26 protein-coding genes are annotated in these 25,626 nt (G+C 70.6%); 8 read left to right on the top strand and 18 right to left on the bottom strand.

Going from position 1 to position 25,626, the window contains the following annotated elements:
* Nucleotides 1–22 precede the first annotated feature (22 nt).
* The 6 genes from ABDW61_RS17245 to ABDW61_RS17220 form a co-directional block, all read right to left on the bottom strand.
* Nucleotides 23–457 carry a hypothetical protein gene (locus ABDW61_RS17245; protein WP_343640378.1) on the bottom strand — a complete coding sequence of 145 codons (435 nt, stop codon included), beginning with the start codon at nucleotides 455–457 and terminating at the stop codon, nucleotides 23–25.
* 169 nt (nucleotides 458–626) lie between these two features.
* Entirely contained in the window at nucleotides 627–1,490 is an 864-nt protein-coding gene (locus tag ABDW61_RS17240; RefSeq protein ID WP_343640376.1) for an isocitrate lyase/PEP mutase family protein, read from the bottom strand.
* The gene (gene prpF / locus ABDW61_RS17235) at nucleotides 1,487–2,716 is read right to left on the bottom strand and encodes a 2-methylaconitate cis-trans isomerase PrpF (protein ID WP_343640374.1); all 1,230 of its coding nucleotides are present in this window, start codon (nucleotides 2,714–2,716) and stop codon (nucleotides 1,487–1,489) included. The genes ABDW61_RS17240 and prpF overlap by 4 nt, the downstream gene beginning before the upstream one ends.
* Nucleotides 2,713–5,382 (bottom strand): Fe/S-dependent 2-methylisocitrate dehydratase AcnD, encoded by a 2,670-nt coding sequence (gene acnD, locus ABDW61_RS17230; protein WP_343640372.1) that lies wholly within the window; start codon nucleotides 5,380–5,382, stop codon nucleotides 2,713–2,715. The genes prpF and acnD overlap by 4 nt, the downstream gene beginning before the upstream one ends.
* The gene (gene prpC, locus ABDW61_RS17225; RefSeq protein ID WP_343640371.1) at nucleotides 5,382–6,536 is read right to left on the bottom strand and encodes a 2-methylcitrate synthase; all 1,155 of its coding nucleotides are present in this window, start codon (nucleotides 6,534–6,536) and stop codon (nucleotides 5,382–5,384) included. Before prpC ends, acnD begins: the two co-directional genes overlap by 1 nt.
* Complete coding sequence (locus ABDW61_RS17220; RefSeq protein ID WP_343640370.1) at nucleotides 6,533–7,039, bottom strand: acyl-CoA thioesterase; 507 nt, start codon at nucleotides 7,037–7,039, stop codon at nucleotides 6,533–6,535. The genes prpC and ABDW61_RS17220 overlap by 4 nt, the downstream gene beginning before the upstream one ends.
* Nucleotides 7,040–7,144: 105 nt before the next feature.
* Here ABDW61_RS17220 and ABDW61_RS17215 point away from each other — a divergent pair, with 105 nt between their 5' ends.
* The gene (locus ABDW61_RS17215; RefSeq protein ID WP_343640368.1) at nucleotides 7,145–8,563 is read left to right on the top strand and encodes a short-chain fatty acyl-CoA regulator family protein; all 1,419 of its coding nucleotides are present in this window, start codon (nucleotides 7,145–7,147) and stop codon (nucleotides 8,561–8,563) included.
* Between the two features lie 11 nt (nucleotides 8,564–8,574).
* On the opposite strand, the gene mmsB is transcribed toward ABDW61_RS17215, so the two are convergent.
* Nucleotides 8,575–9,498 carry a 3-hydroxyisobutyrate dehydrogenase gene (gene mmsB / locus ABDW61_RS17210; RefSeq protein WP_343640366.1) on the bottom strand — a complete coding sequence of 308 codons (924 nt, stop codon included), beginning with the start codon at nucleotides 9,496–9,498 and terminating at the stop codon, nucleotides 8,575–8,577.
* Between mmsB and ABDW61_RS17205 the strand changes: the two genes are divergently transcribed.
* Nucleotides 9,467–9,619 carry a hypothetical protein gene (locus tag ABDW61_RS17205; protein ID WP_343640365.1) on the top strand — a complete coding sequence of 51 codons (153 nt, stop codon included), beginning with the start codon at nucleotides 9,467–9,469 and terminating at the stop codon, nucleotides 9,617–9,619. The genes mmsB and ABDW61_RS17205 overlap by 32 nt on opposite strands.
* Before the next feature lie 4 nt (nucleotides 9,620–9,623).
* Here ABDW61_RS17205 and ABDW61_RS17200 read toward each other — a convergent pair whose 3' ends face one another.
* From ABDW61_RS17200 to ABDW61_RS17170, 7 genes are all read right to left on the bottom strand, one after another.
* Nucleotides 9,624–10,766 (bottom strand): enoyl-CoA hydratase/isomerase family protein, encoded by a 1,143-nt coding sequence (locus tag ABDW61_RS17200; protein ID WP_343640364.1) that lies wholly within the window; start codon nucleotides 10,764–10,766, stop codon nucleotides 9,624–9,626.
* Between the two features lie 10 nt (nucleotides 10,767–10,776).
* Entirely contained in the window at nucleotides 10,777–11,580 is an 804-nt protein-coding gene (locus ABDW61_RS17195) for an enoyl-CoA hydratase (RefSeq protein ID WP_343640362.1), read from the bottom strand.
* Nucleotides 11,581–11,904: 324 nt separating this feature from the next.
* A complete protein-coding gene (locus ABDW61_RS17190) occupies nucleotides 11,905–13,065 on the bottom strand; it encodes an acyl-CoA dehydrogenase family protein (RefSeq protein WP_091733350.1) in 1,161 nt (386 codons plus the stop codon).
* A 13-nt stretch (nucleotides 13,066–13,078) separates the two neighbouring features.
* Complete coding sequence (locus ABDW61_RS17185; protein ID WP_343640359.1) at nucleotides 13,079–14,587, bottom strand: CoA-acylating methylmalonate-semialdehyde dehydrogenase; 1,509 nt, start codon at nucleotides 14,585–14,587, stop codon at nucleotides 13,079–13,081.
* A gap of 183 nt (nucleotides 14,588–14,770) precedes the next feature.
* Entirely contained in the window at nucleotides 14,771–15,394 is a 624-nt protein-coding gene (locus ABDW61_RS17180) for a phosphohydrolase (protein WP_343640357.1), read from the bottom strand.
* 120 nt (nucleotides 15,395–15,514) lie between these two features.
* Nucleotides 15,515–15,982: a hypothetical protein gene (locus tag ABDW61_RS17175; RefSeq protein WP_343640356.1), complete on the bottom strand. Its 468-nt coding sequence runs from the start codon at nucleotides 15,980–15,982 to the stop codon at nucleotides 15,515–15,517.
* A gap of 104 nt (nucleotides 15,983–16,086) precedes the next feature.
* Nucleotides 16,087–17,028: a M15 family metallopeptidase gene (locus tag ABDW61_RS17170; protein WP_343640355.1), complete on the bottom strand. Its 942-nt coding sequence runs from the start codon at nucleotides 17,026–17,028 to the stop codon at nucleotides 16,087–16,089.
* Nucleotides 17,029–17,313: 285 nt separating this feature from the next.
* Between ABDW61_RS17170 and ABDW61_RS17165 the strand changes: the two genes are divergently transcribed.
* Both ABDW61_RS17165 and ABDW61_RS17160 read left to right on the top strand, forming a co-directional pair.
* Nucleotides 17,314–18,321 carry a family 43 glycosylhydrolase gene (locus ABDW61_RS17165; protein ID WP_343640354.1) on the top strand — a complete coding sequence of 336 codons (1,008 nt, stop codon included), beginning with the start codon at nucleotides 17,314–17,316 and terminating at the stop codon, nucleotides 18,319–18,321.
* Nucleotides 18,318–19,274, top strand: coding sequence for a hypothetical protein (locus ABDW61_RS17160; protein ID WP_343640353.1), 957 nt, complete (start codon nucleotides 18,318–18,320; stop codon nucleotides 19,272–19,274). Before ABDW61_RS17165 ends, ABDW61_RS17160 begins: the two co-directional genes overlap by 4 nt.
* On the opposite strand, the gene ABDW61_RS17155 is transcribed toward ABDW61_RS17160, so the two are convergent.
* Both ABDW61_RS17155 and ABDW61_RS17150 read right to left on the bottom strand, forming a co-directional pair.
* On the bottom strand, nucleotides 19,258–20,259 hold the full coding sequence (locus ABDW61_RS17155; RefSeq protein WP_343640351.1) for a threo-3-hydroxy-L-aspartate ammonia-lyase: 1,002 nt from the start codon (nucleotides 20,257–20,259) through the stop codon (nucleotides 19,258–19,260). The two genes, ABDW61_RS17160 and ABDW61_RS17155, sit on opposite strands and share 17 nt — an antisense overlap.
* Before the next feature lie 63 nt (nucleotides 20,260–20,322).
* Nucleotides 20,323–20,727: a hypothetical protein gene (locus ABDW61_RS17150; protein ID WP_343640399.1), complete on the bottom strand. Its 405-nt coding sequence runs from the start codon at nucleotides 20,725–20,727 to the stop codon at nucleotides 20,323–20,325.
* 37 nt (nucleotides 20,728–20,764) lie between these two features.
* On the opposite strand from ABDW61_RS17150, the gene ABDW61_RS17145 reads away from it, so the two are divergent.
* The 4 genes from ABDW61_RS17145 (at nucleotide 20,765) to ABDW61_RS17130 (ending at nucleotide 24,543) form a co-directional block, all read left to right on the top strand.
* Nucleotides 20,765–21,295 (top strand): gamma carbonic anhydrase family protein, encoded by a 531-nt coding sequence (locus ABDW61_RS17145; RefSeq protein WP_343640349.1) that lies wholly within the window; start codon nucleotides 20,765–20,767, stop codon nucleotides 21,293–21,295.
* 125 nt (nucleotides 21,296–21,420) lie between these two features.
* On the top strand, nucleotides 21,421–21,846 hold the full coding sequence (locus ABDW61_RS17140) for a MarR family transcriptional regulator (RefSeq protein WP_343640348.1): 426 nt from the start codon (nucleotides 21,421–21,423) through the stop codon (nucleotides 21,844–21,846).
* Nucleotides 21,843–23,633 (top strand): chloride channel protein, encoded by a 1,791-nt coding sequence (locus ABDW61_RS17135; protein WP_343640347.1) that lies wholly within the window; start codon nucleotides 21,843–21,845, stop codon nucleotides 23,631–23,633. The genes ABDW61_RS17140 and ABDW61_RS17135 overlap by 4 nt, the downstream gene beginning before the upstream one ends.
* 190 nt (nucleotides 23,634–23,823) lie before the next feature.
* The gene (locus ABDW61_RS17130; protein WP_343640346.1) at nucleotides 23,824–24,543 is read left to right on the top strand and encodes a PEP-CTERM sorting domain-containing protein; all 720 of its coding nucleotides are present in this window, start codon (nucleotides 23,824–23,826) and stop codon (nucleotides 24,541–24,543) included.
* A 7-nt stretch (nucleotides 24,544–24,550) separates the two neighbouring features.
* On the opposite strand, the gene ABDW61_RS17125 is transcribed toward ABDW61_RS17130, so the two are convergent.
* A complete protein-coding gene (locus tag ABDW61_RS17125; protein WP_343640345.1) occupies nucleotides 24,551–25,129 on the bottom strand; it encodes a hypothetical protein in 579 nt (192 codons plus the stop codon).
* Nucleotides 25,126–25,539 carry a hypothetical protein gene (locus ABDW61_RS17120; protein WP_343640343.1) on the bottom strand — a complete coding sequence of 138 codons (414 nt, stop codon included), beginning with the start codon at nucleotides 25,537–25,539 and terminating at the stop codon, nucleotides 25,126–25,128. The genes ABDW61_RS17125 and ABDW61_RS17120 overlap by 4 nt, the downstream gene beginning before the upstream one ends.
* Between the last annotated feature and the right edge of the window lie 87 nt (nucleotides 25,540–25,626).

Raw genomic sequence — 25,626 nt, 5'->3', positions numbered from 1 at the left:
AAGCACGAGCCACACGAGCTTCTCAATCGGCCTGGCGGCCGCAAAAGCTGACCATGAAGAACCCCTTCAACAGGTCCTGGTCGGCGAGTCGCGAGAGAAATCGCTCATCCCAGACCAGCGACTTCTTGGGACTCATGTCGAGGGGGACGACATACATCGCGCCGGCGGCGACGTCGTCCACGCACGTGATGTCGAGCCACGGCGGCCCAGCCAGCCGCAGCGAATGCCGCCGCGCGAAGCGTGCTGCTCGCTTCAGGATCAGCAGCATGTAGTCCACCGAGCCACGGTGATGAGCAAGCACGCGCCTGAGCTCGTTCGGCACCTCCTGCCAGTCCGCGTCCTCGCATCGCGCCTCGACATCCTCGTCCGCCATCGCGCCGAAGATCGTGCTGGGAAATCGCAGCGCCCTCGAAAGATCCTCGAGACCCGCCTGCTCGTCACTCGCTTTCATTGCCATCAACTGCTCCTTCCTGGTCAGGTTCTCGACCTGAAGGGCTGCAGTCTCCGCATGAATGACGCGCTTGTCCTTCCTCCGAAATGCGGTCTTGATGGGGGAACTGATCGAGGTGGGTCAGTCCCCCTGTCGATACTGATCAGAGCTATTGGCGGCTCGCCTTTCGCCCAGCTCAGGTGTACTTCTTCTCCAGCGCATCCCACCCTGCCTTGCCAACCAGGCGCTGGCGTTCCGCGAAGGGCGCGACCAGCGACGGGTCTTCATCGATCCGGCGCTGCGTCTTCAGCAGGCCAAGCGCCTTCTGCATGCCCGCCACCGCGCCCTGCAGCGCCGCGTTGGCATACAGCACGACGCCATAGCCCAGCTCCTGCAGCTCGGTCGAATCGGTGATCGGCGTCTTCCCGCCGATCACCATGTTCATCAGCTGCGGCGTGGACAGGCGCCGCGGCAAGTCACGGATCTGCTCCGGCGTCGTCACCGCTTCGACGAACAACAGATCCGCTCCCGCCTCGGCGAAGCGCTGCGCGCGCTCGACGGCCGCCTCGAAGCCCTGCGTCGCGCAAGCATCGGTGCGGGCCATGATCAGCAGATCCGGATCCCGGCGCGCGTCGACCGCCGCCTTGATCTTGCTCACCGCCTCCTCCGTCGAGATCACTTCCTTCCCGTTGAAGTGCCCGCAGCGCTTGGGCGCGACCTGGTCCTCCAGCTGAATGCAATCGGCCCCCGCCCGCTCCAGCGTCCGCACCGCATGCCTCACGTTGAGCGCATTGCCGAAACCCGTGTCGGCATCGACGATCAGCGGCAGCTCGACCGCGTCGCGGATGCGGGCCGTGTGGTCGGCGATCTCCGCCAGGCCCATGAAGCCCTGGTCCGGCAGGCCGAACCACATGTTGGTCACGCCGGCGCCAGTGACGTAGAGGGCCTCGAAGCCGAGATCCTCGACCACCTTCGCCGACAAGGCATTGAAGGCGCCGGGCACCAGCACGCCGCGGCGCGCCTCCACCAGCGCGCGCAGCGTCTTGCGGGTCGATGTCATGGGAGTTCTTTCGTGTCGATCAGGGACTCGGCGGGCACGCGCACGGCGCCCTCCATCAGGATGCGGGCGCTGCGGCTCATCACCGCGCGCGTGACGCGCCATTGGCCGCCGTCGAGCACGGCCTCCGCGCCCACGCGCAGCGTGCCGGACGGATGACCGAAACGCAGCGCCGCGCGCGGCGCGCCGCCAGCGGCTTCGCAGACCAGCGTGCCGGGAATGGCCGCCGCGGTGCCGATCGCCACGGCCGCGGTGCCCATCATCGCGTGGTGCAGCTTGCCCATCGAGAGCGCCCGCACCAGCAGGTCGATGTCGCCGGCCGCGACGGCCTTGCCGCTCGAGGCGCGATAGGCCGCCGGCGGTGCGACGAAGGCCAGCTTCGGCGTGTGCTGGCGGGTCTTCGCCTCCTCGAGCGTCCGGATCAGGCCCATGCGCAGTGCCGCATGCGCGCGTATCGCCTCCAGCCGCGCAAGCGCCGCCGCATCGCCATTGATCGCGTCCTGGAGCTCGGTGCCCTCATAGCCCAGCGCCCTGGCCTCGACGAAGGCCGTCGGGATGCCCGCGTTGATCAGCGTCGCGCGCAGCCGGCCGCCCGGCACGAGCGCCTCGGGCAGCGTCAGATCGTCGACCACCTGGCCGGTCGGGAACAGCGCTGCGCCCTCGCCCGTGTCGCCCGCGTCATCACCCGGATCGAGAAAGGCCAGCTCGATCTCCGCCGCCGCGAAGGTCACGCCATCGAGCTCGAAGTCGCCGCTCTCCTGCACCTGTCCGTCGCGCATCGGCACCTGGGCCACGATGGTCTTGCCGATGTTGGCCTGCCAGATCCGGATCGTCGCGCGTCCGTCGCGCGGCAGCGCGGCCGCGTCGATCAGCCCCGAGTGAATCGCGAACGGCCCCACCGCGGCGGACAGGTTGCCGCAATTGCCGGACCAGTCCACCAGCGCCCGGTCGATCGCGACCTGGCCGAAGAGATAGTCGACGTCATGCCCCTGGCGCTTGCTGCGCGACACGATCACGACCTTGCTGGTGCTGGACGTGGCACCGCCCATGCCGTCGATCTGCTTGCCGTAGGGATCGGGGCTGCCGACCACGCGCAGCAGCAGCCGGTCACGCACCGGGCCCGCCTCGCGGGCCGCCTCGGGCAGGTCCTCGAGGCGGAAGAACACGCCCTTGCTGGTGCCGCCCCGCAGGTAGGTCGCGGGAATCTTCAATTGCGGAAGAAAGCTCATGACGTCACTTCGAGATCGCGCGGCGCCGCGGCCGCGAGGAAGTCCTGGGCGAAGCGCTGCAGCACGCCGCCCGCCTGGTAGATCGCCATCTCCTCGGCGGTATCGAGCCGGCACCGCACCGGCACCTCGGTGCGGACGCCGTCGCGGCGATGGACGACCAGCGTCATCGTCGCACGCGGCGCCGGCGTGCCGGCCACGTCGTAGACCTCCGTACCGTCCAGCCCCAGCGTCAGACGCGTCACGCCGGGCAGGAACTCCAGCGGCAGCACGCCCATGCCGATCAGGTTGGTGCGATGGATGCGCTCGAAGCCCTCGGCCGCGATGACCTCCACCCCAGCCAGCCGCACGCCCTTGGCGGCCCAGTCGCGTGACGAGCCCTGCCCGTAGTCCGCGCCGGCGATCACGATCAGCGGCTGCCGGCGCGCCATGTAGGTCTCGATGGCTTCCCACATGCGCATCACGCGGCCGTCCGGCTCCAGGCGCGCCAGCGAGCCCGCGATGACGCCGCCATCGGCGCCCCGGACCATCTCGTTGCGCAGCGTTGGATTCGCGAAGGTCGCGCGCTGGGCGGTCAGGTGATCGCCGCGGTGCGTCGCGTAGGAATTGAAGTCCTCCTCCGGCAGCCCCATGCGGGCGAGGTACTCGCCCGCCGCCGAGTTCGCCAGGATCGCGTTGGACGGCGACAGGTGGTCGGTGGTGATGTTGTCCGGCAGCAGCGCGAGCGCGCGCAGGCCGCGCAGCGTGCGCTCGCGGGCCAGCGCGCCTTCCCAGTACGGCGGACGGCGGATGTAGGTCGAGCGCGGACGCCAGTCGTAGAGCGGCGCGGCGGCCGCCGCCGCGGCGGGCGCGATCGCGAACATCGGCTCGTAGAGGCGGCGGAACTGCTCGGGCTTCACGCACTGGCGCACCAGCGCGTCGATCTCCGCATCGTCCGGCCAGAGATCGGCGAGCCGGATCTCGCGGCCGCCGGCAACGCCCAGCACGTCGCGCTCGATGTCGACACGGATCGTGCCCGCGAGCGCATACGCGACCACCAGCGGCGGCGACGCGAGGAAAGCCTGCTTCGCCCGCGGATGGATGCGGCCATCGAAGTTGCGGTTGCCGGACAGCACGGCGGTCGCATAGAGCTCGCGTTCGACGATCTCACGCTCGATCTCGGGATCGAGCGCGCCGGACATGCCGTTGCACGACGTGCACGCGTAGCCGACGACGCCAAAGCCCAGCGCTTCAAGATCGCCGAGCAGGCCGGCCTCCTCGAGGTACAGCGTCACGGCGCGCGAGCCCGGCGCCAGCGAGGACTTCACCCAGGGCTTGCGCGCGAGCCCGAGGCGGCGCGCATTGCGCGCCAGCAGCCCGGCGGCGATCACGTTGCGCGGGTTGCTCGTGTTGGTGCAGCTGGTGATGGCCGCGATGATCACGGCCCCCTCGGGCATGCGGCGCGGTGCCTCGGTCCAGGGCCCGGCGATGCCGCGCGCCGCCAGCGCGGAGGTGGGCAGCCGCCGATGCGGATTCGACGGCCCGGCCAGCGTGCGCTCGACGCTGCCGAGGTCGAAACGCAGCACCCGCGGATAGACCACGCCAGCCAGCGTGTCGCCCTCGCCCGACCACAATCCCGCCGCCTTCGCGTAGATCTCGACCAGGCGCACCTGCGCGTCCTCGCGGCCGGTCAGGCGCAGGTAGGCCAGCGTCTGCTCATCGATCGAGAACAGCGCGGCGGTGGCGCCGTACTCGGGCGCCATGTTGGCAATGGTGGCGCGATCGCCGAGCGTCAGCCCCGCGACGCCCTCGCCGAAGAACTCCAGATAGGCGCCCACGACCTTCTGCTGGCGCAGGAACTCGGTCAGCGACAGCACCAGGTCGGTGGCGGTGATGCCGGGCGCGCGGCGGCCGGTCAACTCGACGCCGACGATCTCCGGCAGCCGCATCCACGAGGCGCGGCCCAGCATCACGCTCTCCGCCTCGAGTCCGCCGACGCCCACCGCGATCACGCCGAGCGCATCGACATGCGGCGTGTGGCTGTCGGTGCCGACGCAGGTGTCGGGGTACGCGAGGCCGCGCGCGCCCTCGCGCTCCACCTGCACCACCGGCGACATCCGCTCCAGATTGATCTGATGCATGATCCCGTTCCCTGGCGGGATCACGTCGACATGGCGGAACGCGGTGCGGCACCACTCGATGAAGTGGAAGCGATCCTCGTTGCGGCGATCCTCGATGGCGCGGTTCTTGTCGAAGGCCTGCGGGTCATCGCCGCCGCACTCGACGGCCAGCGAGTGATCGACGATCAACTGCACCGGCACGACCGGATTCACCTGCGACGGATCCCCGCCCTGCGCCGCGATCGCGTCGCGCAGGCCGGCCAGGTCGACCAGCGCCGTCTGGCCCAGGATGTCGTGGCACACCACGCGCGCCGGATACCAGGGGAAGTCGCGCTCGCTCAAGCCGTCGGCGAGCTGCAGCAGCCCTTGATCGAGGATCGCCGGATCGCAGCGGCGCACCAGGTTCTCGGCGTGCACGCGGGCCGTGTACGGCATGCGCGCCCAGGCGCCGGGCCGCAGCGTTTCGACGGCGGCGCGCGCATCGAACCAGTCGAGCCCCGTGCCCGGCAAGGGCCGGCGCCAGGCGGTGTTGCAGCGGGTGGAGGTGGAGAGGGTGGCGGCGGGCGTCATCACTGGCGGGCGGCAAGCGGCACGAAGGGCTGGTCCTCGGGGCCGGTGTAGACGGCGCTGGGGCGGATGATCTTGTTGTCCTGGCGCTGCTCGATCACGTGGGCGGCCCAGCCGCTGGTGCGCGCGATGACGAACAGCGGCGTGAACATCGCCGTGGGCACGCCCATCAAGTGGTAGCTCACCGCGCTGAACCAGTCGAGGTTGGGGAACATGCGCTTGATGTCCCACATCACGCGCTCCAGCCGCTCGGCGATGTCGAACATCTTGGTCGTGCCCGCGTCCACGGACAGCTGCCGCGCGACCTGCTTGATGACCTCGTTGCGGGGATCGCTGACGGTGTAGACCGGATGACCGAAGCCGATCACGACCTCCCTGGCCTCGACGCGGCGGCGGATGTCGGCCTCGGCCTCGTCAGGCGAGTCGTAGCGCTTCTGCACCTCGAAGGCGACCTCGTTGGCGCCGCCATGCTTGGGGCCGCGCAGCGCGCCGATCGCGCCGGCCACGGCGGAGTACAGGTCGCTGCCCGTGCCCGCGATCACGCGCGCGGTGAAGGTGGAGGCGTTGAACTCATGCTCCGCGTACAGGATCAGCGAGGTGTGCATCGCGCGTTCCCAGCGGGCATCGGGCTTGCGGCCATGCAGCAGGTGCAGGAAGTGGGCGCCGATGGAGTCGTCATCGGTCTCCACCGTGATGCGGCGGCCCTGCGTCGCCCAGTGGTACCAGTACAGCAGCATGGACCCGAGCGACGCCATCAGCCGGTCCGCGATGTCGCGCGCGCCAGGCAGCGCGTGGCCGTCCTTCTCCGGCAGCACGCAGCCCAGCGCGGACACGCCGGTGCGCATCACATCCATCGGATGCGCGCCGGCGGGCAGGCGCTCGAGCGCCTCCTTCACGCTGGCCGGCAGGCCGCGCAGCGCCTTGAGCTTGGCCTTGTAGGCGCGCAGTTCGGCGGCGTTGGGCAGCTTGCCGTGCACCAGCAGATGGGCCACTTCCTCGAACTCGCAGGCCTGGGCCAGGTCGAGGATGTCGTAGCCGCGGTAGTGCAGGTCGTTGCCGGTGCGGCCGACGGTGCACAGCGCGGTGGTGCCGGCGGCGACGCCGGACAGGGCCACCGATTTCTTCGGCTTGAACGGCGGGGCGAGGGTGTCGGTCATGGGGTCTCCTCCTGGGAATCCTTGGAATCCTGTGAATCCTGGGCAATGGCGGACGGCACCTGGGGCAGCGCCGCGCGCGGTTCGCGCGGCTCGATGGGCACGGGGCGGCCGTGCGGATCGACGGCGACCATCTCGAAGCTGGCGCGCAGCACCTCGCGGGGCTGCAGGCCCGGCGCGGCATCGAGCGCCGCGCGCACGTCCACCGTCATCGAGGTCCGGCCGAGCCGGGCGACGCGCGCATGCAGGTGCAGCAGCGCGCCGATGCCGATGGGCGCGAGGAACTCGACGCCGCGCGCCGCGGCCATCACCACCGGCTGCCGACTGAAGCGCGCGGCGGCAAGGTACGCGGTGCGGCCGAGCAGCGCCAGCGCCTCGGGCCCGAACAAGGTGCCGTAGTGATTCGATTGATGGGGCAGCACGAGCTCGCTGCGGGTGAGCTCGTTCAGCGGCGTGGCGGCCAGGGCCTTGATCCAGTCCATGGGGGCATGGGATAGTCGCGTCATTCGCAATCTTTGCAGCACGGCCAGCGGCACTCAATGGCTGAATTAGCAATGAAATGCGAAGTCGATTCGCCACATTTGCGAATCTTGCGAACCTTATGGAAGCCTATGCGCAAGACCTTCCTCGGCGTGAAGCTCAAGACCCTGCGCGAGCAGCGCGGCCTCACTCAGGCCGCGCTGGCGCAGGCGCTGAAGCTCTCGCCCAGCTACGTGAACCAGCTCGAGAACAACGAGCGCCCGTTGAGTGTCGCGGTGCTGCTGCGGCTGCAATCGGCGCTGGGCATCGACCTGCAGTTCTTCTCCGAGGACGACGAGGCGCGGCTCTTCGCGCAGCTGCACGAGATCGTCGCCGAGACACCGGTGCCGGGCGGCGTGCCCGAGTCGGAGCTGCGCACGCTGGTGCAGCAGATGCCGGCGATGGCGCAGCTGATGCTGCGCCTGCACGGCCGCGCGCGCGGCGCGGAGCAGCGCGTCAGCAACCTCGATGGCGGCGAGCGCGGCACGCCGCTCGCGGCGGGACCGGGGCCGCACGAGGAGGTGCGCGACTTCTTCTACGCGCATCACAACCACATGGACGCGCTGGACCGCGCGGCAGAGGCGCTGGCGATCGGCCTTGGCGGCGAGGAAGCCGGCATCACGCCGCTCTCGCAGCAAGACCTGGCGCAGCGGCTGGAGGCGCACCTGATCACCGCCCATCGCATCCAGGTGCAGCTCGTCGCGGACGAGCGCCTGCGCCGCTACGAGCCGGCGCAGCGCCTGCTGCTGCTGTCGGCGTCGCTGTCGCCAGGCCAGCGCGCGTTCCAGCTCGCCACGCAGCTGGCGTATCTGGAATGCGGCGCGGAGATGGACCGCCTGATCGCCTCGGCGAGCTTCAGCAAGGAGGCCGCGGCGTTGGCGCGCATCGGGCTGGCGAGCTACTTCGCTGGCGCGGTGGTGCTGCCGTACCGCGCGTTCCTGTCGGCGGCGCAGGCGCTGCGGCACGACATCGCGCTGCTGGCCAAGCGCTTCGGCGTGAGCTTCGAGACCGTGTGCCACCGGCTCTCCACGCTGCAGCGCCGCGAGGCGCGCGGCGTGCCCTTCTTCTTCGTGCGGGTGGACCGGGCGGGGAACATCTCGAAGCGGCAGTCGGCGACGGACTTCCACTTCTCGCGCAGCGGCGGCACCTGCCCGCTGTGGAACGTCTACGAGGCCTTTGGCCAGCCGGGCCGCGTGCTCACGCAGGTGGCGCGGATGCCCGATGGGCGCAGCTATCTCTGGATCGCGCACTGCGAGGTGCGCGCCACCGGCGGCTACGGCTCCCCGGCGCGCGAGTTCGCGATCGGCCTGGGCTGCGACCTGCGGCACGCGGAGCAACTCGTCTATGCGAAGGGGCTGGACCTGGGCGATCCGGACAGCGCCACGCCGATCGGCCCGGGCTGCAAGCTGTGCGAGCGCGAGGGCTGCGCGCAACGGGCGTTTCCGGCGCTCGGGAAGCACCTGCGCATCGATGAGAACGAGCGCACCGCGGAGCCGTATGGGACCCGCTGAGGGCGTGCGGCTCAGCCCAGCGGCCCGCCGTCTCCAGCGACGAGCTGCTGCACGCTCGAGAAATCCAGCCTGCCCCGCCCTGCCCGGCTGTTGAGCGCGTACAGATTGCGCGCCAGCTCGCCGAGCGGCACCGCGGCGCCGACCTGCAGCGCCGCCTCCACGGCCAGGCCGAGGTCCTTCAGCATCAGGTCATTCCCGAAGCCGCCCGCGTAGCCGCGTGAGGCGGGCGCTTCCGGCTTCACGCCCGGCCAGGGATTGCAGACCTCGGTCGCCCAGCTCCTGCCGGTGCTGACGGCCATCATCGCGGACAGCGCCTGCGGATCGAGTCCGTGCGACACGCCCAGCGCCAGCGCCTCGCCGGTGACCGCCATGATCACGCCCAGCGCCATGTTGTTGCACAGCTTGGCCACCTGCCCCGCGCCGGAGACGCCCATGTGGAAGACGTTCTTCCCCATCGCGCCGAGCACCGGCCGCGCGCGCTCGAGCGCCTGCGTCTCGCCGCCGACGATGAAGGTCAGCGTGCCGGCCGCCGCGCCCGCCGTGCCGCCCGACACCGGCGCATCGAGCATCGCGACGCCGCGCGTCTCCGCGGCCAGCGACACGCGCTGCGCGCTCGCCGGCGCGATGGTGCTGCAGTCGATCACCAGCGTGCCCGCGGCCAGATGCGACAGCAACCCGCCCTCGCCCAGGTAGAGCGCCTCGACATGCCGGCTCGCCGGCAGCATCGAGATCACCACCGTCGCGCCCTCCACCGCCGCGGCGGCCGACGGCGCCGCCATCACGCCGGCCTGGCCGGCGCGCTCCAGCGCGGCCTGGCTCACATCGAACGCCGTGACCGCGTATCCCGCCTTCGCGAGATTCATCGCCATCGGTCCGCCCATGTGGCCCAGGCCGATGAAGGCGATGCGTTCCTCCACCGGGTTCGTGTCGTTCATCGGGCTGTTCATCGGGCTGTTTGTCGCGCTGTTCGTCGCGCTGCTTGTTGCGCTGCTTGTTGCGCTGTTCCTCGGGTTACTCATCGCGTTGCTCATTTGTGTGGGTCCTCGAAGTCGTTGAAGGATCAGCGCAGATCGGCGAGCGGGTGTGCGCCCTCGAAGCGCGGCGCGAGCAGCGCATCCACGCGCGCCTCGCCGGTCCCGTCGATCGCCGCCGGCTGCCAGCGCGGCGACCTGTCCTTGTCGATCAGCAGCGCCCGCACGCCCTCGGCGAAGTCCGGATGCACGCAGCAGCCCACCGACGCCTGGTACTCGAGGCGCAGCACGTCCGCCAGCGAGGCGTGCCGCAAGCGCCGCTGCAGCGCCAGCGCCAACGCGGCCGAGGTCGGCGAGCCCTTCAGGAAGGCCGCGCCGGCCGCGGCCAGCCAGGGATCGGCGTCGCCCGCGAGCGAGCGCAGGCGCGGCGCGATCGTTGCCAGCGCGTCGTGAGGACCGATCAACGCGTCGATGCGAGCGCGATGCGCGGCCAGCGCCGAGGGCGCCAGTTCGGCAGCGGGCAACGCGCGCAGCAGGTCGTCGAGCGCCTCGGCGTCGCTGGCGCGCTCGCCGGTCCAGCGCGTGCGGGCGATCGCTTCGAGCAGCACGCCGCGATCCTCCGCGCGGGCCGCCCGGTCCGCGAGCCCGGCCCACAGCGCATCGGCCGCGCTCAGCGGCGCGCCGGTCAGCGCGAGGAACAGGCCCACGCGGCCCGGAAGGCGCGACAGGAACCAGCTCCCGCCCACGTCGGGATACAGCCCCAACGTGATTTCCGGCATGGCGAGCCGGCTGCGCGGCGTCACCACGCGATGCGACGCGCCCGCCATCAGACCGATGCCGCCGCCCATCACGATGCCGTGGCCCCACACGAGCAGCGGCTTCGGATAGCGATGGATCGCGTGGTCGAGGCGGTACTCGCGCTCGAAGAAGCCCGCCGCGTCCTTCGGCACGCGGCCGGCGCCGGCTTCGAGCATCGCGCGGTACAGGCCGACGACGTCGCCGCCCGCGCAGAACGCCTTCTCGCCGCTGCCATCGAGCAGCACGCCGGCGATGGCGGGATCCTCCGCCCATTGGTCCAGCTGCAACTGCAGCGCGTCGACCATCGTCAGCGTCAGCGCATGGAGGCTGTCCGGCGCGTTCAGCGTCGCGTGGCCGAAGCGGTGTCCCGACGCCGTCACCAGCGTGCGCAAGCGCACCGGCGTGTCGTCCACGCTCTTCATCGAAGAAGTCATCATCCGCTCCTCACGCGTTGCGCCATTGCGGCTTGCGCTTGTCGAGGAAGGCCTGCACGCCTTCGCGCTGATCCTGCGAATCGAACAGCGCGACAAAGGCTTCACGCTCGGCCGCCAGCTGCGATCGCGGCGGCGCCGTGCGCGCGCCCTGGATCAGCCGCTTGCATGCAGCCACGCTGGTGGGGCTCTGGGCCTGCACACGCTCGGCCCATTGCAGCGCGAGCGCCAGGGCGCCGCCTTTGGGCGCCAGGTCATCGATCAGGCCGATGCGCAAGGCGGTGTCGGCGTCGACACGCTCGCCCAGCAGCACCAGGCGCTTGGCCCAGGCCTCGCCCACCGTCCAGCTCAGCCACTGGGTGCCGCCCGCACAGGGCAGCAGGCCCACGGCCGCCTCAGGCAACGCCATCACCGCATGCGGCTCGGCGATGCGCAGATCGCAGGCGAGCGCGCATTCGAGGCCGCCGCCCATCGCGTAGCCATTGATGGCCGCGATGCTCACGCCACGGAAACCGGCCAGCGCCTCGAAAGCCTCGCCGAAGCGGCGGGCCATCGTCGCGGCGACGCCCTTGTCGCCGTCGGCGAAGAGCTTCAGATCGGCACCGGCGCTGAAGAACTTCTCGCCCTCACCCGTGATGACGAGCGCGTAGACGTCGCGATCGGCGTTGAGGCCAGCCACCAAGCGCGTCAAGGCGGCGAGACTGTCCGCGGTCCAGGTGTGAGCCGGCGGATTCGTCAGCGTGACGATGGCGGTGTGGCCGCGCCGCTCCAGGCGCAGGCCGGCGTACTGGATATCGATTTCGGTTGAAAGAGGCATGGTGATGAATGGAAGAAGAGATGTGGTTGGCGAAGGCCGCTGGCCCTCACCCCTCTCCCGCAAGCGGGCGAGGGGGTAAGAGCCGACCGTCGTAGTAAACCCCCTCGCCCCAGCGGGGAGAGGGAGGGGAGAGGGGGCTCGTGCCACAGCGCTGCTGCCCTTCGAAGCACCCCCTCTCCCCTGCCCTCTCCCCCCTCGCGGGGGGCGAGGGAGTTGGTAAGCAGCAGCGCTTGACACGGTTGCTCTCCCGCAAGCGGGCGAGGGTGCAAGAAGGAGGCGGCTGCACTTTGCCGGGGGCGAGGGTGTAAGAGCGGCGAGCTGTGGTCAGCGGATCGCCTCCGGCGCGTGGTCCTGCAGCATCCGCCGCGCGACGATGACCCGCATGATCTCGTTCGTGCCTTCGAGGATCTGGTGCACGCGCGCATCGCGCAGATAGCGCTCCAGCGGGTACTCGCGGATGTAGCCGTAGCCGCCATGGATCTGCAGCGCCTCGTTGCACACGCCGAAGCCGATGTCCGTTGCCAGCCGCTTGGCCATCGCGCAGTACACCTGCGCGTCGGGCGACTTCGCATCCAGCTTGGATGCGGCGAGCCGCACCATCTGCCGCGCGGCGACCAGCTCGGTGGCCATGTCGGCGAGCTTGAACTGCAGCGCCTGCATGTCCGCCAACGCCCGCCCGAACTGTCGCCTCTCGTGCATGTAGCGCTGCGCCGCGGTCAACGCGCCCTGCGCAGCGCCCACCGAGCAGGTCGCGATATTGATGCGGCCGCCGTCCAGCCCCTGCATCGCGATGCGAAAGCCCTGCCCTTCCTCGCCGAGCAACTGCGCCGCCGGCACGCGCACGCCGTCGAAGGCGATCGCGCGCGTGGGCTGGCTGTTCCAGCCCATCTTGTCCTCCTTGCGGCCGTACTCGATGCCCGGCGCCCGCGCGTCGACCAGGAAGGCGGAGATGCCCTCCGCACCCGGTCCGCCGGTGCGCGCCATCACGACCAGCACGTCGGTCGCGCCCGCGCCGGAGATGAAGGCCTTGCCGCCATCGAGCACGTACGCATCGCCGTCGCGCCGCGCCGCCGTGCGCAGCGATGCCGCATCCGACCCCGCGCCCGGCTCGGTGAGGCAGTAGGACGCGAGCTTGCTCCCCGCGCACAGCGCCGGCCCCCATTGCGCCGCGACCTCGGGCCGCGCGAACGCCGTCACCATCCACGTCGCCATGTTGTGGATGCTCAGGAACGCCGTTGTCGACGGGCAGGCCGCGGCCAGCTCCTCGAAGACCAGCGTCGCGTCCAGCCGCGGCAGGCCGAGACCGCCCGCCGCCTCGTCCGCGTAGAGCCCGCAAAAGCCCAGCTCGCCCGCATGCCGCAGCGTGTCGCGCGGGAAGATCCCGCCCGCGTCCCACGCCGCCGCATGCGGCGCCATCTCGTCGCGCGCGAAGTCCCGCGCCGCCTGCTGGAAGGCGCGCTGCTGCTCGTTCAGCTCGAAGTCCATGGGCGGCTCCGCCTCACTTCAGGCTGATCGTCGTGTTGACGCCGCCGGTGGACGCATCGTCGAACCAGCGCGCCGTCACCGTCTTCGTCTGCGTGTAGAAGAGCACCACCTGCTTGCCGTAGGGCCCCAGGTCGCCCAGCTTGGAGGCGCGCGATCCCGTGAACGAGAACAGCGGCACCGGCACCGGAATCGGCACGTTGATGCCGACCTGGCCGACGTCGATCTCGTCCTCGAAGCGCCGCGCCGCCGCGCCGGACTGCGTGAACAGCGCCGTGCCGTTGCCGTTCGGGTTGGCGTTGATCATCGCGATCGCCTCGTCGAGCGTGGCCGCCTCCGCGACGCACAGCACCGGGCCGAAGACCTCCTGCTCATAGATGCTCATGCCGGGCTTCACGCCGCTGAACACCGTCGGGCCGACGAAGTTGCCCTCCTTCAATTGACCGCTCAGCGGCGGCAGCCGGCCATCGAGCGCCAGCGTCGCGCCATCCTCGATGCCGCGCGCGATGAGCCGCTCGACCCGGTCGCGCGCCGCGCACGAGATCAGCGGCCCCACGTCCGTCGTGGCCGAATCGCCGGCGCCGACGCTCAGGCCCTTGGCCTTCTCGATCAGCTCGGGCAGCCAGTCGCGCGCCGCGCCGACCAGCACCGCCACCGACACCGCCATGCAGCGCTGCCCCGCCGCGCCGAAGGCGGCGCCCACCAGCGCGTTGAGCGTCTGCTCCTTGTGCGCATCGGGCAGCACGACGGCGTGGTTCTTCGCGCCCATCATGCATTGCACGCGCTTGCCGGCCTTCGTGGCGCGGTCGTGCACCAGCGTGCCCACGCGCGTCGAGCCGACGAAGGACACCGCGCGGATGTCGGTGTGATCGCACAGCGCGTTGACCACGTCCTCGCCACCATGCACGACGTTGAGCACGCCCTTGGGGATGCCGGCCTCCAGCGCCAGCTCGACCAGCCGCATCGTCACCATCGGATCCTGCTCCGAGGGCTTGAGCACGAAGGTGTTGCCGCAGGCGATCGCCATCGGGAACATCCACAGCGGGATCATCGCGGGGAAGTTGAACGGCGTGATGCCGGCGCACACGCCCAGCGGCTGCAGCAGGGTGTAGGTGTCGACGCCGCTGGCGACGTTGTGTGCGCGCTCGCCCATCTGCAGCGAGCCGATGTTGGCCGCGTGCTCCACCACCTCCAGGCCGCGGAACACGTCGCCCTCGGCATCGGCCAGCGTCTTGCCCTGCTCCGCCGTCAGCGTCGCGGCCAGCGACTTGAGGTGGTCGCGGATCAGCTGCTGGTACTTGAGAAAGATGCGGGCCCGCGCGCCGATCGGCGTCTTGCGCCAGGTCTTGAAGGCCTCGCGCGCGGCGGCGATGGCGGCCTCCACTTCCTCGGGCGTGGCCATCGGCACGCGCGCCAGGCGCTGCTGCGTCGCGGGATTGATCACGTCGCGCCATTCGGCGCTGCGGGATTGAACGAACTCGCCGTTGATCAACAGCGGAATGCGCGGCACATCGTCGCGGGTCATCGTGTCTCCTGGTACTCCCCTCGGTCAGGGGCTCCAGAAGAATCTATCGGCGAACGGCCCGCGTGGCGCGTCCGCGCCCTGCTGTGAAAAGGAAAAGTGGCGAAGCGCTTCGCAGGCCGGCGGCTCGACCCGCGAAGTTTGCGAAGCGGCGAACCGCGCGGCGGGCCGCGTCGAGAGCGAGGCTCAATCGGCCAGGCGCCTCAGCTCAACGAGGAATCGCGCCGCCGCCACGTCCGACGGCCACGGCTCCCACGGCGTGCCGCCGTACTGTGCCTGCAAGGGATCGGTGTCCAGCACGGGATGCGTGATGCCGAGCACCTCGCGCACCTCGCGCTCGGACCAGCCGGTGCAGTGCACGGCCTCGGTCGCGGCGGCGGTGCTGTCGGCGCGCTTGTGCAGCGCATGGGTGTCCGGCGTCCAGTCCGGCATCCGGTAGCGCGTAGCGATGGCCTGCATCAGCCGGTCGCCGACGATGCGGAAGGGCTCGCCCAGCACGCGCTTGAGCGGCGAGATGCAATCGAAGCCGAGGAAGCCCTCCTCGGCGTCATGCAGCAGTTCAGCGCGCTGCAGCGCGAGGGAAAGCGAGGTGCCGGCCTCCCGCGCCCATTGGCGGCGCAGCGCCAGCACCAGCAGCGAGTGCTGCGCCACGGACAGCGGCCAGGGCCAGGTGGATTCGCCGCCCCAGCGGTAGGTGCGCGCCAGGCGCAGCGCGAGGTCCTGGTCGGTCCAGGCCTGCGGCGACGGATTGATCAGGTCGAGCGCCGCCCCGGAGGGCAGGCGGATCCAGGCGCGGGGATGGTCGGTCATGCGGCCGACTGTAGCGAGCCGCCCCCGCCAGGATTGGCAGCAGCGGCGGCTGGGGTTCAATCCGTCCGGCGTTCAGGGCAGCCGGCGTTCAGTCCATCTGGCGTACGGTCCAGCCGGCGTTCAGTCCATCTGCTCGCGCAGGGCCTTGGCCTTGGCGCGATAGAACTTCGCGGAGCCGGCGTTGCCAGCCTTCTCGAAGCGGTCCGCCGCCGCGGTGGCGGCCTTGGCCGCCTCGTCGAAGGCCTGGATGATCAGTTGGCGGTCATCGGTCGGCTGCAGCTTGCCCGCCGCGAAGCGGCCGGCCATGTAGCCCTCGTCCGGGATGTCGACGACGCCCAGCGCCAGTTCGCCCTTGGCCGCGCGGCCCAGGAACATGCGCTTCACCGCCGCGCCCTGCTGCTCCTTGAGCACGCCCAGGCCATCGGCCTGGCTGCCGGCGCAGGCGCCGTCCCAGCGGGCCGAGCCGGCGGCCCAGCCTTCGGGCGGGGTGGTCACGGTGCAGGCCGCCAGCGTCGGCTGGCAGGCGGCGGTGAGGGTCAGGCCGGCCAGCGCCAGCACGCGGAGAAGAGCGAAGGAACGGAGCTTCATGACGGCGAAGTATCCATGTCCACCGGCGCGCCGTCCGGCACGCGCGGCGAAGTTTGCAACAACGGGTGACGCGCCGGAGGATGCGCCCAGGGATGAGCCGGCGATCAGACCAGCCGCGGCGCCCACTGCGAGATCAGCAGCTTGCTGGCCTCGAAGTGCATCGCGTCCTCGGTGCGGAAGGCCGCGCCCCAGTACCAGCCATGGCGGTTGAAGATCGGCGCGATCAGCGTCAGGCCGACCTGCACCTGGTTGTCGCCGCGGCGGTCCAGCACGCCATTGAGCGTCAGGTCGATCGCGGTGCCCCAGGAGTGGTTGGAGATGCCGGTGCTCGAGCCGCGGATGTTGCGGCAGCACAGCATGCCGGCCGTGCCCAGCGCCTCGTAGACGGCGGGCTGCTCCTTGCGGATGTCCTCCATCACCTGGGCCAGGCTCTCGACGGCCAGGTCCAGGCCGGTGGCCTTGAACGGGCCCACCGAGCGCGACACGATGTGCTTCTTCAGCTTCAGGTTGGTCAGCGGCTGGCAATCCTGCGAGTAGGACTCGCGCGGCTGGCCCAGCGACTGGACCATGTAGGACGGCGACACCGCCACCAGGCCGGGGTTCATCGTGTGGGCCTCGGGACGCGGCACCAGCTTGCTCAGCAGCTTGCGGGCCTCGGCGTTGGTCGAGACCGTGGTCGAGGCAGCCGGAGCCGGCGCGGCCGCGGCGGCCGATACCGCCGCCACGGGACGCGGCGCGGCGGTCACCGCGGCGGCCGGGCGCACGGCGGCGGGCGCGGGACGCGTGGCGGGGGCGGCGTGGGCTGCCGGGGCGGCGCCTTCGGTCAGGCGGCGCAGCGTGCGGCCATTGGGGTCGATGCGGCCGTCGGGCTTGCCCATGAAGGCGCGCTGGAAGCGCAGGATGCCGTCGACGGTCAGCGGCCCGCACAGGCCGTCGACGCGGCCCGTGTAGAGACGGTGCGCGACCAGCAGGCGCTGCACGGATTCGACATCGGGCTTGCGGTTCGCGCCGGCGGCGCCGACGGAGGCGGTGAGATGGGCTTGCACGCGGAGATCCTTTGGCTATCGGGAATCGGATGGCCGTCGCATTCTGGGCGCCCGGCCGGCGCAGCGGCATTGACCAAGGTCACCCCGCCCCTCGGGCGTCCCCCGCGCCCGCGACGCGACCGCGCGTTTCCCCTCGATGCCGGAACCGGCATCGGCGGCCCCGCCGATTTCATTGGTGCGGCCAGCGCCCGCTTCCTAGCATCCGCCGCGGGTCCGAAGACCGCCGCGGCGCGACCCGCGGCGGGTCGGACCCGGTCACGACAACCACAAGACCGGAGACAAGACATGACCCTCGCCTTCCCGCGCCTCACGCGCCTCCCGCGTGGCCTCACGCGCGGCATCACCCGCGGCCTCCTCGCCCTGGGCGCCGCCGCGCTGGCCACCGCCGCGGCCGCCGCGCCCTGGACCCTGAGCGGCTCGCTCGGCACGCACGATCCCAACATCTACAAGACCAGCACGACCTGGTGGATCTTCGAGACCACCGACAACAACGGCATCGGCGTGAAGTTCTCGAACGACGGCCACGCGTGGACGCAGGGGGTGCCGATCTTCGGCAGCGGCCTGTCCTGGTGGCAGCAGTACGTCGCCGCCGGCAAGCCGGCCCAGGTCTGGGCGCCCGGCTGCGGCGAATGGGGATCGATGGGCTACTGCTACTACGCGGTGTCGAGCTTCGGCTCGCAGAAGTCGGCGATCGGGCTGACCACCTCGGCGGGCGGCATCGCCGCCGGCAAGTGGGTCGACCAGGGCGCCGTGATCACCTCCGCGCCCGGTGACAACTTCAACGCGATCGACCCGGCGCTGGCCAGGACCACCGGCGGCAGCCCCTATCTGGTCTACGGCTCGTTCTGGAACGGGATCTTCATCCGCCCGGTCAGCAGCACCACGCTGAAGCCCTCGGGCACGCCGGTCAACATCGCCCGCGACACGGCGAACGGCATCGAGAACGGCTTCGTGATCTCGCATGCGACGAACGGCACGACCTGGTACTACCTGTTCGCGTCCAAGGGCGCCTGCTGCAAGGGCGCCAACAGCACCTACCGCATCGTGGTCGGACGCTCGAGCTCGATCACTGGCCCCTACACCGACAAGTCGGGCGTGGCGATGATGTCGGGCGGCGGCACGGTGCTGGCGTCCAGCGGTTCGCGCTTCAAGGGTCCGGGCGGGCAATCGCTGCTGGCCGACGGCTCGGTGATGGCCTGGCACGCTTATGACGCGCAGAACAACGGCGCGCCGGTGCTGTTCATCAACAACGTGACCTGGGGCTCGGACGGCTGGCCGCAGGCGGTCTGGTGAGCCCCGCCCGCGTCGCGGTCCTGGCGGCCGTGATGGGGGCGCTGACCGGCTTCGCGGCGGGCTGGCTCGCCGGTCCGGGCCGCGAGCCCGTCACGCTGGCCGAGGGCGGCGCGGCGCAAGCCGCGTTCCAGGCGCTCCCGAGACCGGAGACCGGGGCGAGCGCCGCTCCGGCGCCGCCCGCCGCGCGGCTGGCGCTTGCCGGCGGCGGCCCGGTCGATCTGGGCGCCCTGCTGCGCGCGCCGCTGTCGGAGCTCCGCAGCAGCCTGCTGACGGCGCTGCGCCACCGGTCCGAGGGCGGCTGGCTGTACGCCCGCGCGCTCGCGCGGCAGTGCTCGGCGCTGGAGATGATCGCGATGCGCGAGCAACTGATGCCCGCCACCTTCCAGCCGGTGGTCGACATGAACCAGCCGGGCGTGCAGCGCGCGCAGGCGATCCGCGACCAGCTGTCGGCGGGCTGCTCGCAGTTGCAGCCCGACGAGTTGCGCGAGGCGATGAACGTGCCGCCGGGCGCGGTCGATCCGTTGATCGCGGTGATGGACCGGCCCGCCCGTCCCGGCAGCGCCGAGGCGCGCGAGCGTCTGACGGCGATCCTGGCGCGCCCCGATCCGCTGATGCTGGCGGAGCTCGGCCCCGGCCTGCTGGCGCGGGAGGGCGAGTCCCTCGTCTTCGACGGCAAGCGCATCGACGGCGACGAACGCCTGCTGCTGGAGGGCGCCGCGATGCTGCTGCCCTGCTCGCTCGGGCTGGTCTGCGACGGGCGGGACGTGATCGTCTGGGGGCCTTGTCTCACCGACGGTGTGTGCGAGGCCTCGTCCCGCGAGGAGGCCGTGATGAACAGCCTCCAGGCCGGCGAACATCCGGAGCGCCGCGCGGCCGTGCTTGCCTGGGTGGAGCGGCTGCGCGCCGCCGTCGTGGCGCGCGACGTCGGCCGCTTCCTCAGGCCGCCGGGTTGAGCCCGTCCCCGGCCCCGCCGACCAGGTCGCACAAGCGCGCGATGTCGACGTTGCCGCCGCTGATGACGATGCCGACGCGCTGGCCCTTGAGCTGATCCTTCATCGCCCGCGCGGCGGCGAAGCCCAGGCAGCCGGTCGGCTCGACCATCATCTTCATCCGCGTCGCGAAGAAGCCCATCGCGTCGACCAGCGCGGCATCGGGGACGGTGACGACGTCATCGACCAGACGGCGGATCAGCGCGAAGGTCAGGTCACCGAGCTGCTGCGTCTGGACGCCATCGGCGATGCTGCGCGGCGTGTCGATGTGGACCAGCCTGCCGCTGCGGAAAGACTGCTGGCCATCATTGCCGGCCTCCGGCTCGACGCCGTAGATCTTCGCGGCCGGCGACAGCGCGCGCACCGCCAGCGCCGTGCCCGACAGCAGGCCGCCGCCGCCCAGCGGCGTGAACACGGCGTCCAGCTGGCCGACCTCCTCGATCAGCTCCTTCGCGGCGGTGCCCTGGCCGCAGAGCACGTCGGGATGGTCGTAGGGCGGGATCAGCGTGAAGCCATGCCGCTCGGCCAGGTCGCGGCCGATCTGCTGGCGGTCCTCGGTGTAGCGGTCGTAGAGCACGACCTCGCCGCCATAGCCGCGCGTCGCGGCGATCTTGGCCGCGGGCGCATCCTTGGGCATCACGATCGTGGCCGGCATGCCGAGCAGCCGCGCCGACAGCGCCACCGCCTGCGCGTGATTGCCCGACGAGAACGCCACCACGCCGCGCCGGCGCTGCTCCGGCGTGAAGCGCGACAGCGCATTGAAGGCGCCGCGGAACTTGAAGGCGCCCATGCGCTGGAAGTTCTCGCACTTGAAGAAGACCTGGGCGCCAAGCTGCTCGTCGACGGTGCGCGAGGTCAGCACCGGCGTGCGATGCGCGTGACCGTCGATGCGGCGGGCGGCGGCCTCGACGTCGGCGTAGGTGGGCAGGGTCTCGGGCGTGGCGGTCATGGGAACTCCTGAAGCGGATCGATGGGCCGCGCCATCATCCCCGCAGGCTGTACCGGAACAGCATCAGGCCTGCCACACACCGTAGCCGGCTTCGCGCAAGCCGATGGCGAGCTCGACTTCCATCTCGCGGGCGGCCTCGTAGGGCATCGGGTTGTAGACCTCGTAGAGCTGGGGCAGCAGGCGCAGGCCGTAGTCGAAGACGAAGCGGTTGGCCTGGATGCCGGCCTTGTGCTTGTCGAAGCGCAGGTCGGGGTCGAGCCCGGTCATGCCGACGTAGACGAAAGGCATGCCCAGCCGGTGGTCCGGATTGGCCTTGCGAAAGCGCGGCTCGTTCCAGACCCGATCGGCGAGCTCGACGACGTAGACGTGATGGTGATGGCGCGCCGCGCGCGGCGCCCTTGCCGGCTTGGCCGGCTTGGCTGCCTCCTTGACCGTCCTGGCGGGCGCGTGCTCGCCGCCTGCCGCCACAATCGCCTTCTTCTTCCGTTTCCGGACGCCATCCGCCATGCCCTTGTCCTCTTATCTCTCCGCCTCGCCAGCCATTGCCCAGCGCGTGTTCATCCACGAGTCCGCCCAGGTGATCGGCGACGTGACGATCGGCCGCGACAGCTCGGTCTGGTGCAACACCGTGCTGCGCGGCGACGTGAACCGGATTGTCATCGGCACCGGCAGCAACATCCAGGACTTCACGATGGGGCATGTCTCGCACAAGTCGGCGAAGAAGCCGGAGGGCTCGCCGCTGATCATCGGCGACCACGTGACGGTGGGCCATTCGGTCATCCTGCATGGCTGCCGCATCGGCAACGAGTGCCTGATCGGCATGGGCTCGATCGTGATGGACGACGTGGTCGTCGAGGACCGCGTGATGATCGGCGCCGGCAGCCTGGTCTCGCCGGGCAAGGTCCTCAAGGGCGGGAACCTCTACATCGGCCGGCCGGCGGTCGCGGTGCGCGAGCTGACGGCCGAGGAGATCGCCTACCTGAAGTACTCCGCCGAGCATTACATCCGGGTCAAGGACAACTACCTGGGCGGCTGAAGACGGCGTGCGCCAGCGCGGCCGCGCGGCGGCGGCTCGGCGGCGCCGGCATGGACATATCGCGACGCGATGCATATATATCGCGACGCGACATATACTCGCGACTTTTTCGCGCCGTCGACGACATGCCGCCTTCCTCCCGGACGCCTTCCAAGAAGGACTTCGAGTCCCTGTCGGACTTCCGCTACCAGATGCGCCGTTTCGAGCGCTTCTCCGAGCGCGCCGCGCAGTCGGAAGGCCTGACGCCGCAGCAGTACCTGGTGCTGCTGCACATCAAGGGCCAGCCCGGCCGCGAATGGGCGACCGTGGGCGACATCGCCGAGCGGCTGCAGGTGCAGCCCCATGCCGCGGTGACGCTGGTCACGCGCTGTGAAGCGCTGTCGCTGGTCGAGCGCCGCCCGAGCGACGTGGATCGGCGCCAGGTCCAGGTGCATCTGCTGCCCGAGGGCCAGCGGCTGCTGGAGCGCCTGGCGGCGCTGCACCGCGCTGAACTGCGCTCGCTCAAGGGCGTGTTCAAGGTGCCGCAGATCGACCTTCCGGAGCAGCCATGAACGCACACGCCAAGTCCGGGGCCCCGGCCGCGCGCCACGCGCGCACGCCGCATCGCGGCGATTTCTCGCTCGACGCGCGGCTGCTGCGCATCACCGCGATGGCCATCGGCATCGGCGCGCTGAGCACCGTGGCGGCGCGCGTGCTGCTCGACCTGATCCGCTTCTTCACCAACCTGTTCTTCTTCCAGAGCTTCTCGCTGGCGGAGCGTTCGCCGGCCACGCACACGCTGGGCGCGTGGGTGATCGTGGTGCCGGTGATCGGCGGCCTGATCGTCGGGCTGGTGGCGCGCTACGGCTCGGAGAAGATCCGCGGCCACGGCATCCCGGAGGCGATCGAGGCGATCCTGTTCGGCAAGAGCCGCATGTCGCCGAAGGTCGCGGTGCTCAAGCCGCTGTCCTCGGGCATCGTGATCGGCAGCGGCGGGCCTTTCGGCGCCGAGGGGCCGATCATCATGACCGGCGGCGCCATCGGCTCGCTGATCGCGCAGCACTTCCACCTGACGGCGGCCGAGCGCAAGGCGCTGCTGGTGGCGGGCGCCACCGCGGGGATGACGGCGGTGTTCGGCACGCCGGTGGCGGCGGTGCTGCTGGCGGTCGAGCTGCTGCTCTTCGAGCTGCGCCCGCGCAGCCTGCTGCCGGTGGCGGTGGCCTGCGCGGCGGCGGGCTTCCTGCGCCCGCTGCTGATGGAGCCCGGGCCGCTGTTCCCGCTCCAGACGCTGGTGCCTGGGCCGATGACGCTGGTGTGGTGCGTGGTCGCGGGCGTGCTGTGCGGCGCGCTGGCGGCGTCGCTGTCGCTGTCGCTCTACAAGGTCGAGGACGCGTTCGGGCGGCTCCCGATCCACTGGATGTGGTGGCCCGCGATCGGCGGCCTGGCCGTCGGCATCGGTGGCTGGCTGCAGCCGCGCGCGCTCGGCGTGGGCTACGACGTGATCGGCGACCTGCTCAACAACCGGCTCGCGCTGGGCGTGGCGGTCGCGCTGCTGGCGGTCAAGGCGGTGATCTGGGTGATCTCGCTGGCCTCCGGGACCTCGGGCGGCGTGCTCGCGCCGCTGCTGATGATGGGCGCCGGACTGGGGGTGGTGCTGTCGCACGTGTTCCCCGGCAACGATCCGATGCTGTGGCCGATGGTCTGCATGGCCGCGACGCTGGGCGGCACGATGCGGGCGCCGCTCACGGCGACGCTGTTCGCGTTCGGGCTCACGCACGACAGCAATGCGCTGCTGCCGCTGCTGACGACCTCGGCGGTGGCCTACGGCTTCACGGTGCTGACGATGCGCCGTTCCATCCTCACGGAGAAGATCGCCCGGCGGGGCTATCACATCTATCGCGAGTACGGCGTCGATCCGCTCGAGCGGCACAGCGTCGATGAAGTGATGACGCGGGAGGTGCAGACCATCGATGCACGCTCGACGATCCAGGAGGTGCTGGCCGAGCGCTTCGGGCCTGGGCAGGCGCATCGCGGGTTCCCGGTGCTGCGCGACGGCGCGGTGGTGGGCGTTGCGGATCGCGCGCTGCTCGCCACGGGCGAGTCCAGACCGGCGCTCACGGTCGGCGAGGCCTGTTCCGGCTCGCCGGTCCGGTTCGCACTGCCCACGGAGAACTGCCGCGCGGTGGCGACGCGCATGGCGCGGCACCGGCTCGAGCGGCTGCCGGTGGTGCGGGATGCCGAGTCGATGGCGCTGGTGGGCATGGTGACGCGCAGCGACCTGATCAAGCCCTCGCTCGCCCATTTCGACGAGGAAGAAAAGCGCGAGCGGCTGCGCGGGCTGCCGTGGAGGTCGGGCTGAGGCCTCAAGACGCCTTCGCTTCGCGGCCGATGGACGGCAAGCCGCATGCCGGACAGGGCTTGCTGGCTGTCGCTCGAATCGTGGCGGCGTGTCCCTGCAATCGCCAATGCGCGTGATGGCCCCAAGGTGGTGCCTCGCCTAATGTTTCGGCGGCAGTGCTGCTGCTGCCGGATCGATCAGGGAGATCACCATGACATCGCTGCTTTCGCGGGCGCTGGTGCGCCTGTGCGCCTGCGCGTTTTTCGGGCTGGGCGTCAGCGCGCCGGCCGCTGCCGAGGAGTTCCGCTACGTCTACCTCGGCAACACCATCCCGATGTCGTTCTCGCATTACCTGGTGCCGCCGGATTCGCCCTACTACGACTACACGACCACGGGACGGATCGTCGTGGAGGTGATCGACGATGCGCCGTTGACGGCAGGCACGTCGCTGAGCGATGTGAAGTGGTTCCGGATGTCGGTGCAGGCGGCGAAGGATCCGGGCCATCACTTCTCGATCCAGACGCCCCTGATCCCGGGCGATACGGTCTGCTGCTGGGTGTGGCACGAGTTGAGCGGCGACCTGAAGATCAACAGCGTCGACGCCCACGGCCTGCCCACGGACTGGAACATCTGGCTGCAGGACTACTGGATCCTTCCCACCGGCCGCCACGACGTGACCGGGATCACGAGCACGACGGGGCGGGACGGCTTCACCGCCGGCAATGAGGATGGTTTCGCCGCGGGGGGCTCCGGTCCGGGCGGCGGCACCTGGCTGGCGATGCCGATACCGGAACCGTCGACCTACGCGCTGATGATGGCGGGCGTGGGGCTGCTGGCGGTCATCGCGAGACGGCGGTCACGCGCGGGCCAGGTTCCCGGCGGCCGCGAGCCGCCATTCGCGACGGGTCACCGCGTCGCTACGGATTGCTGAGAGGCCTTCAGGGATTCAAAGGGTCGCCAATGCACGAAGCGACTTCACGCAGATCCACGCAACTGGTCTTGGGCAGCTCCGCGTACTTGGCCTGAATGCCGGTCAAGCAGGCCGCGGCAGCTCGCGACCGCTCGTAGAGCGCCGCCACGCCCTTGTTCCTCGCGTCGTCCTTGTCGGCCAACGCCAAGCCTGGCCGGTAGTGCTGCTCCAGGCTGCGTTGCGCGTCGCTGGCGAAGTGCGTATTGCTGAGCGGGCACGCGTCCTTCGGCGTCTCGGCGACAGGGGGCTGATTGGCTGCGAGCACGGCACGCCAATAGGCGTCCCCGGCCATCAGATAGGCGTGCGCGTTCGGGTGATTGGGATAGGAGTTCATGTAGGCCTTCAAGGCCTTGTCGAATCGTCCTTCCCGGTAGGCGCGATCGCCATCCTGGTTGAGCGCGGCTGCGGCCCGCCGGTCTTCATCGGTCGACGCGTGTGGCCCGGCCGCATATGCGACCAGCGGCCCGGCGATCGACGCGAGACACACCACCGCTCCGATCCGCGAGCGGGCCGCGATTCCCCTCACTCGTCCTGCGCAATTGCTCACGGCAACTCCAGCGGTTCCACCATCATCTGCGCCATCGCGGCGCAGGTCCCCGCCTGACCGGCGTGGATCTTCTCGGGGTGCGCGCCCTCCTCGGCGGCGACGCGCGTCATGACCGCGCACATCTGGAGGTAGTGCTTCGACATCACCGTGTCGCGCCCATAGACCGCCTGGTAGCGCTTGAGGAAATCCGCCGCGCGCGGCGAGGCCGCGGCCAATCCGGCGACGTAGGCCCTGTACGGCTCGACGATGGGCTGATCGGCCTGATGCTCCGTCCACATGCGAAAGCCGCCGATCGTGGCGATCCCCACGGCGGCGAAGGCGATCAACACGCCCCATTGCCGCAGGAACGGCTTCTTTCCGTCCAAATCCTTGCCGGCACCGATCCTGCCGCTGGCATTGCCGTCGCTCATCGCTTCCCTCCCGCTTTCGACTATCCGCGCCGCTTGTGATGAAGAGATGTCGTCACCGCGCGAAGGCGCGAGCATAAGGCGCCGCCC

It is taken from the genome of Roseateles sp. (assembly GCF_039595595.1).
GTDB lineage: Bacteria > Pseudomonadota > Gammaproteobacteria > Burkholderiales > Burkholderiaceae_C > Roseateles.
Note: the sequence above shows the minus strand (reverse complement) of the source record. Positions and strands in the feature narration are given on the sequence as shown.